The 7,628-nt window shown below is 74.1% G+C and carries 6 protein-coding genes; 5 read left to right on the top strand and 1 reads right to left on the bottom strand.

Annotation, left to right across the window (positions count from 1 at the left end):
• The first annotated feature begins 150 nt into the window (after positions 1–150).
• From UXQ13_RS21935 to UXQ13_RS21950, 4 genes are all read left to right on the top strand, one after another.
• Positions 151–1,251 carry an ATP-dependent DNA ligase gene (locus tag UXQ13_RS21935; protein ID WP_336392982.1) on the top strand — a complete coding sequence of 367 codons (1,101 nt, stop codon included), beginning with the start codon at positions 151–153 and terminating at the stop codon, positions 1,249–1,251.
• A gap of 76 nt (positions 1,252–1,327) precedes the next feature.
• Complete coding sequence (locus UXQ13_RS21940) at positions 1,328–2,896, top strand: alpha/beta hydrolase (protein ID WP_225235375.1); 1,569 nt, start codon at positions 1,328–1,330, stop codon at positions 2,894–2,896.
• Positions 2,897–2,914: 18 nt separating this feature from the next.
• Positions 2,915–4,027, top strand: coding sequence for a DNA polymerase domain-containing protein (locus UXQ13_RS21945; RefSeq protein WP_225235374.1), 1,113 nt, complete (start codon positions 2,915–2,917; stop codon positions 4,025–4,027).
• Between the two features lie 106 nt (positions 4,028–4,133).
• Positions 4,134–4,337: a cold-shock protein gene (locus UXQ13_RS21950; protein WP_055766945.1), complete on the top strand. Its 204-nt coding sequence runs from the start codon at positions 4,134–4,136 to the stop codon at positions 4,335–4,337.
• Positions 4,338–4,423: 86 nt separating this feature from the next.
• Here UXQ13_RS21950 and UXQ13_RS21955 read toward each other — a convergent pair whose 3' ends face one another.
• On the bottom strand, positions 4,424–4,876 hold the full coding sequence (locus UXQ13_RS21955) for a hypothetical protein (protein WP_225235373.1): 453 nt from the start codon (positions 4,874–4,876) through the stop codon (positions 4,424–4,426).
• Positions 4,877–5,042: 166 nt separating this feature from the next.
• Here UXQ13_RS21955 and UXQ13_RS21960 point away from each other — a divergent pair, with 166 nt between their 5' ends.
• Positions 5,043–7,604: an ExeM/NucH family extracellular endonuclease gene (locus tag UXQ13_RS21960; RefSeq protein ID WP_225235372.1), complete on the top strand. Its 2,562-nt coding sequence runs from the start codon at positions 5,043–5,045 to the stop codon at positions 7,602–7,604.
• Positions 7,605–7,628 lie beyond the last annotated feature (24 nt).

A 7,628-nucleotide genomic window follows, 5' to 3' on the forward strand; every position in this document is an offset into this window, starting at 1 on the left:
CGCGAGGGTGCCACCGGGCGAGCACCCGGCGGCGGGATCGGGCCTGGTCAGAGCACCCCCGGGCCCGCTCCGGGCCGGCGCGGCGGCGGTTCGTGACCCTTCGTGGTCGGTGGCCAGGTCGGATCGCCGCCGGGCTGCTTGACTGCTGCGGTGGACCTGCCCGTGAACCCGCCGGTCAAGCCGATGCTCGCCAAGGCCGCCAAGGAGGTGCCCGAGGGCGACTTCTTCTACGAGCCCAAGTGGGACGGCTTCCGCTGCATCGTCTTCCGCGACGGCGACGAGGTGGAGCTGGGCAGCCGCAACGAGCGGCCGCTGACCCGGTACTTCCCCGAGGTGGTCGAGGCGGTCAAGGCCCAGCTGCCGGAGCGGTGCGTGCTCGACGGCGAGATCGTCGTCCCCCGCGGGGACCGGCTGCACTTCGAGTCCCTGCTGCAGCGGATCCACCCCGCCAAGTCACGGGTGGACAAGCTGGCCGCGGAGACCCCGGCGTCCTTCCTGGCCTTCGACGTCCTGGCACTCGGCGACGAGTCGCTGGTCGACCTGCCCTTCCGGGACCGGCAGGCCCGGCTGCGCGAGGCACTGGCCCACGTGCAGGCACCGGTCTACGTCACCACGCTGACCACCGACGCCGCCGTCGCCCGGCGGTGGTTCGAGGAGTTCGAGGGCGCCGGCCTGGACGGCGTCGTCGCCAAGCCCGGCGACGCGCCCTACTCCCCCGACCAGCGCACGATGACCAAGGTCAAGCACGTGCGCACCGCCGACGTCGTGGTCGCCGGGTTCCGCTGGCACAAGACGTCCACCCCGGAGGCACCGCTGGTCGGCTCGCTGCTGCTGGGCCTGCACCGGGACGGCGAGCTGCAGCACATCGGGGTGGCCGCCTCGTTCACCACCAAGCGCCGCGCCGAGCTGGTCGAGGAGCTCGAGCCCTACCGGCTCACCGACCTCGACGCCCATCCCTGGGGCGCCTGGGCCAACGCGCAGGCGGAGTGGTCCGAGGGCCACCCCGGCCAACGGATGCCCGGTGCGCAGAGCCGGTGGAACGCCGGCAAGGACCTGTCCTGGGTGCCGCTGCGGCCCGAGCTGGTGGTGGAGATCCGGTACGACCAGCTCGAGGGCGAGCGGCTGCGGCACACCGGGCAGTTCCAGCGGTGGCGCCCGGACAAGGACGCCGCCGACTGCACCTACGACCAGCTCGACATCCCGGTCAGCTACGACCTCGGGGAGGTCCTCGGCGGTCGAGCGGAGGGGTGAGCGGAGGTTGAGAGCCTGACCACCTGGGGCTGCCGGGACGGGCGTGACGGCCCGGGCCCTCCTAGGGTGGTTCCCCGTGACCGCTGTCCCCCGTCGTCCCGCCGTCCTGGTGGCGCTGCTCTCCGTCGTCCTCGTCGTGCTGTCGGCCTGCTCCTCCGGCGACTCCGCCGACGAGGCCGCGACCAGCTCGTCGGCCGCCTCGGCCACCCCGACCGAGACCCCGGTGCAGCCGGTCGAGTGGACCGACTGCACCGCCGACATCGCGCCGATCATCGCCGGGCGCCCCGGTGCGGACCGGCCGCTGACCTTCGGCTGCGGGCAGATCGAGGTCCCGCTGAGCTATGACGACCCGACCGGCCCGACCCTGTCGCTGTTCGCCGTCCGTGCGGTCTCGGGCACCCAGACCGACCGGATCGGGTCGCTGGTGGTCAACCCCGGCGGGCCGGGCCTGTCGGCCACCGACGCGGCCGTGCAGTCCGCGCTGACGCTGCCCGACGCCGTCGTGGGCCGCTTCGACGTGGTCGGGGTGGACCCGCGCGGGGTGGGGCTGTCCCAGCCGGTGGAGTGCATCTCCGACGGCACCAAGGACGAGATCACCGCCGCCGAGCCCCGACCCAGCACCGCCGACGAGCTGGACGCCGCCTTCGCCCTCGCCGACGACGTCGCGCAGGGCTGCGCGGACACCTACGGCGCCGGGCTCGGTGCGTTCTCCACCGTCGACTCCGCCCGGGACCTCGACCGGGTGCGCCAGGCCGTCGGCGACACCCAGCTGACCTACCTGGGCTACAGCTACGGCACCACGCTGGGCTCCACCTACGCCGAGCTGTTCCCGGGCCAGGTGCGGGCGCTGGTGCTCGACGGCGCCGTGGACCCCGAGGCCGACCCCCAGGAGGCCGCCGAGGCGCAGGCGCAGGGCTTCGAGGCCGCCTTCGACGCCTTCGCGGCCAACTGCACGGCCCTGGTGGGCGGCTGCCCGGTCGGCGCTGACCCGCGCACGTTCGTCAACGACCTGCTCACCCAGGCCGAGACCACCCCGATCCCCAGCAGCCGGGAGGGCGAGACCCGGCAGGCGACGCCCGGCCTGGTGCTGGCCGCCGTCCGGTCCGCCCTCTACAACCCCGCCGCCTGGCCGCAGCTGGCCCAGTCGCTGGCCGCCGCGCAGGCCGGGGACGCAGCCGGCGTGCTGACCCTGGCCGACACCTTCACCGGGCGCGGCGAGGACGGCAGCTACACCAACACGATCGACGCCAACCTCACGGTCAGCTGCTCGGACACCGAGGAGACCTACTCCCAGGACGACGTCCGGGCGCTGGTCGCCGACTGGGGCACCCGCTACCCGCTGTTCGGCGCGGACTCGGCGCTGTCGCTCTACACCTGCACGCCGTGGGAGGCCCCGCGCACCCCGCTGCCCGAGCGCAACGCCGAGGGCGCCGCGCCGATCCTGGTCGTCGGCACGCAGGGCGACCCGGTCACCCCGCTGCCCGGCGCCGTCGACATGGCCGAGGACCTCACCTCGGGCGTGCTGCTGACCTGGCAGGGCAGCGGGCACACCGCCTACCCGAAGACCGAGTGCGTGACGACGGCCGTGGACTCCTACCTGGTGGACCTGGCCGCGCCGGCAGCCGACCTGACCTGCCCCGCCTGAGCCCCTAGGGTCGCGCCCATGGCCAGCAGCAAGGACGCCGTGGTGCTCGACGTGGACGGGCGGGAGATCCGGGTCTCCAGCCCGGGCCGGGTGGTCTACGACGCCACGGACACCACCCCGCAGGTGACCAAGCTGCAGGTGTGCGAGTACGTCGCCGCCGTCTCCGGCCCGATGCTCCGGGCGCTGGGCGACCGCCCCACGGCCATGGAGCGCTGGCCGGACGGCTGGCACGAGGGCATGCGGCTGGCCACCGGCCCGCGCGACCCGGACGCCGACGGCTTCTACCAGAAGCGGCTGCCCAAGGGCGCCCCCGACTGGATCGAGACGGCCCGGATCACCTTCCCCAGCGGCCGGACGGCGGACGAGCTGTGCCCCACCGAGGCGGCGCACCTGGTGTGGGCCGCCCAGATGGGCACGCTGACCTTCCACCCGTGGCCGGTGCGCCGTCCCGACGTCGACCACCCCGACGAGCTGCGGATCGACCTGGACCCGCAGCCGGGCACCACGTTCGCCGACGTCCGCCGGGTCGCCGACACCACCCGGGAGCTGCTGGCCGAGCTCGGGATCCGCGGCTACGCCAAGACCAGCGGCAACCGGGGCGTGCACGTCTACGTCCGGATCCGCCCCGAGCACTCCTTCGAGGACGTCCGGCACGCCGCCATCGGGCTGGGCCGCGAGCTCGAGCGCCGGGACGACGGCGTCACCACCGCCTGGTGGAAGGAGGAGCGCGGCGAGCGGGTGTTCGTGGACTTGAACCAGAACAACCGGGACCGCACCATCGCCGGCGCCTGGAGCCTGCGGGCCCGCCCGGGCGCCCCGGTCAGCACCCCGGTCACCTGGGCGCAGCTGGCCGAGGTGGACGACCCCGCCGTGCTCAACATCCACACCGTGCCCGAGCGGCTGGCCGACGGCGATCCCTGGGCCGACGTGGACGACGTCGCGCACGACCTCGCCCCGCTGCTGGAGCTGTGGGAGACCCTGCCCGGCGGGGAGCTGAACTTCCCGCCGGACTACCCGAAGATGCCCGGCGAGCCCCCGCGGGTGCAGCCCAGCAAGAAGGTCCAGGCCCACTGGGACGGCGACGGGAACCGCGTCACGGACCCCGCGGACGGTGCCGACACACCCGCGTGAGGGGTGCCGTGCTCGCGCCGCTGGACACGTGTGGTTAGTGTTCAGTCGTCGGGAAGGCTCTGTAAGTGGCAGGACCCCGACGTACGACCTCAGCTAGGAGCGAGCAATGCCCGAAGGAACAGTGAAGTGGTTCAACGCCGAGAAGGGGTTCGGCTTTGCCACCCCCGATGGCGGCGGCCCGGACGTCTTCGTCCACTACTCGGCGATTCAGACCAGCGGGTACCGCTCGCTCGATGAGGGCCAGCGCATCTCGTTCGACGTCGAGCAGGGCCAGAAGGGCCCGCAGGCTGCGAACGTCAACCCGGTCTGATCTCTGACCGGCGGCTGACCTCAGCCACCTGAACCACCGGCAGCGCCCCTCGACCTCCGGGTCGCGGGGCGCTGTCGCGTTCTCGCCTAGTGCGCCCGGGGGACGTAGCCGCCGATGAGCGCCGACATCAGCAGGGCACCGGCGTCGGGGCCCACCGCGGTCGCCGCGTCGGCCAGCGCCCGCCAGCGGTCCCGTTCCACCTCGGTGGCGGCCCCCGCTGCCCGGGCGGCCAGCTGCTCGCCGAGGCGCTCCCACTCCGACTGCGGGGTCGGCCAGAGCCCGGTCAGCCGGCGGGCCTCCCCGGAGATGCCGGTGATCCGGACGACGTCGCCGGCCACGTTCGTCAGCGCCGCCACGTAGCCGGTGTCTACCAGCCCGCGGACGGCGGCGACCACCTGCGGCCGGGGCAGGCCGCTGGCCGGGACGACCTGGCCGAGGTAGGGCGCTCCACCGTGCGCAGGGCTGTCCACGAGCCGGGCGACGGCACGCAGGACGGGCAGATCACGGGTGAACCAGGAGTCGGGCAGCAAGTCGGGCACCGGACCACGTTACGGGGTCCTGCTGTGCAACCCGGACCGTGAGCACCGGTCATGACCACGGCGAAGAAAGTCACCTGCTGTTCATGGACCCGGACACAGCGCGCTGACAGGATCGGCACATCCCCCGCTCGGCAACCGCCGCCCCCGTGCGGCCGCGAGGAGAACCGTGACCACGAGCAGAACGGCGCCGGTCCTCGGCGCCGCCGTGTGTGCCCTGGTGGTCGGTGGGCTGGCCACGGCCGCCCCGGCCGCCGCCGCGCCCACCGACGCCCGCATCACCGAGATCCACTACGACAACGCCGGTGACGACGTCGGGGAGGCCGTCGAGATCACCGCACCGGCCGCCGCCGACCTGACCGGCCTGTCGGTGGTCCTCTACAACGGCGGCTCCATCTCCGCCCAGGCGGCCGCCGCGGTCACCTACGGGTCCCCCGCCGCCGTCCCCGCGTCGTCCTCGGGCGTCGCGGTGGTCAGCTACCCCGCCAACGGGCTGCAGAACGGCTCCCCGGACGGCATCGCCCTCCTAGCCGCCGACGGCACCGTCCTCCAGTTCCTGTCCTACGAGGGCGTGCTGACCGCATCGAACGGCCCGGCCGCCGGTCTCACCAGCACCGACATCGGCGTCGCCGAGCCGTCGAGCACCCCGATCGGCCAGTCGCTCCAGCTCGTCGGGGGGACCTGGACCGGTCCGTCGACGTCCACCTTCGGCGGCGGCACCACCCCCGACCCCGAGCCCGAGCCGGAGGCGCCGGCCTGCGAGGCGACCGCGGTCCCCGTCGGCAGCGTGCAGGGCAACAGCGCCACCAGCCCGGTGGCCGGCAGCCCGGTCACCGTGCGCGGCACCGTCGTCGCCGACCTGCAGGACGGCGGGTTCCAGGGCTTCCACGTGCAGGACGCCGGGGACGGCGACCCCGCCACCTCCGACGCCGTCTTCGTCTACGCCCCCGGCGGCGATCCGGTCTCCCTCGGCGACGTCGTGACCGTCACCGGCACGGCGACCGAGTTCCCCGCCGCCGACCCGCTCTCGGTCACCCAGCTCGCCGACGCGGCCTACGCCGTCTGCGGCACCGCGGAGCTGCCCGCCCCGGCCACCCTGCCTATGCCCAGCACCGACGCCGAGCGCGAGGCCCTCGAGGGCATGCTCGTCGCCCCCGCCGACGACCTGACCGTCTCCGAGCTGTTCGACCTCACCAGCTTCGGCGAGGTGCTGCTGTCCTCGGGCGGCCGGCTGCTGTCCCCCACCCAGGCCGCCGAGCCCGGTGCCGCGGCCGCAGCGGTCGCCGCGGAGAACACCACCCGGTCGATCACCCTGGACGACGGGTCCTCCGCCCGCCTCGCCCAGGGCACCGTGCCGCCCTACCTCGCCCCCGGTGACCCGGTGCGGATCGGCGACACCGCCCAGCTCGGCCCGGTCGTGCTCGGCGCCGGGTTCGGCAGCTGGCGGCTGCAGCCGGCCGCCGGGGCGCCGGACACCACGTTCGCCCCGACCAACCCGCGCACCCCGGCGCCGGCCCCGGTCGGCGGCGACCTGCGGGTGGCCGACTACAACGTCCTGAACTACTTCGTCACCTTCGGCGGGGAGTCCCGCGGGGCCACCAGCCCGGCCGAGCTCGCCCAGCAGCAGGCCAAGATCGTCGCCGGCCTGCAGGCGTTGGACGCCGACGTGATCACCCTCCACGAGATCGAGAACTCGGCGGTCACCACGCCGGCGACGCCGTACGCGGCGGTGGAGACGCTGATCGCCGCCCTGGAGGCCGTGGACGGGCGCGACTGGGACTACGCCCGGGCGCACGAGGACGGCGACGTCATCACCAACGCGGTCATCCACCGCACCGACGTCGTCACCCCGGTCGGCGACCCGGTGGCCTACACCAGCCCGACCTTCGACAACGCCCGCAGCCCGATCGCGCAGACCTTCGCGACGGTCGAGGGCGGCGAGGTGTTCACGGTGGTGGCCAACCACCTGAAGTCCAAGGGCAGCGCCTGCGCGACCGGCAACGACACCTCGGTGGGCGGTCCGGGCAACTGCAACGCCGACCGGACGGCGCAGGCCACCGAGCTGGTCGCCTTCGCCCAGCAACTGGCTGCCAGCACCGGTGACCCGGACGTCCTGCTGACCGGGGACTTCAACTCCTACCGGTACGAGGACCCGCTGGACGTCGTCCGCGACGCCGGCTACACCGAGCTGGGCGAGAGCTTCGCCCCCGACGAGTACAGCTACGTCTTCGACGGCGGCTCGGGGTCCCTGGACCACGTCTTCGCCACCGCCTCGCTGGCCTCGCAGGTGACCGGGCTGACCGTGTGGGAGACCAACGCGGTCGAGTCCTTCGCCTACGAGTACGACTCCGGCGTCGACCCGCTGTACGCCGCGGACCCCTACCGGGCCAGCGACCACAACCCGACGGTCATCGGGCTGTCGCTGGACACCCCGGCCACCGCGGCGGTGTCGGAGCCTCGACCGTTCCGCGGTGACCGGGTGACCGTCAGCGGCACCGGGTTCGCCCCCGGCGAGCGGGTCTCGGTGACCATCGGCGGCCGGCAGGTCGGCACCGCCACCGCCGACGACACCGGCGCGGTCAGCCTCCGCCCGCGGGTGCCGGTGCTGCTCGGCGCCGGCGACCAGGCCGTCGTCCTGACCGGGACGTCCGGGGACACCGCCACGACGTCCATCACCCTGCGCACCCTCTGGCAGGAGCTGCTGGACCGCCTCCGGCAGCTGATCGGCTGACTCACCGACCGGGCCGCCACCCCC

Origin of the sequence: Klenkia terrae (assembly GCF_037083865.1) — a bacterium.
In the GTDB taxonomy this organism is placed as follows: Bacteria; Actinomycetota; Actinomycetes; order Mycobacteriales; family Geodermatophilaceae; genus Klenkia; species Klenkia terrae.

What these genes read in the sequence shown, in the direction of transcription:
- UXQ13_RS21945 (WP_225235374.1), top strand. Translation starts at nt 2,915, where the DNA reads ATGGCCAGCAGCAAGGACGCCGTGGTGCTCGACGTGGACGGGCGGGAG.
- UXQ13_RS21950 (WP_055766945.1), top strand. Translation starts at nt 4,134, where the DNA reads ATGCCCGAAGGAACAGTGAAGTGGTTCAACGCCGAGAAGGGGTTCGGC.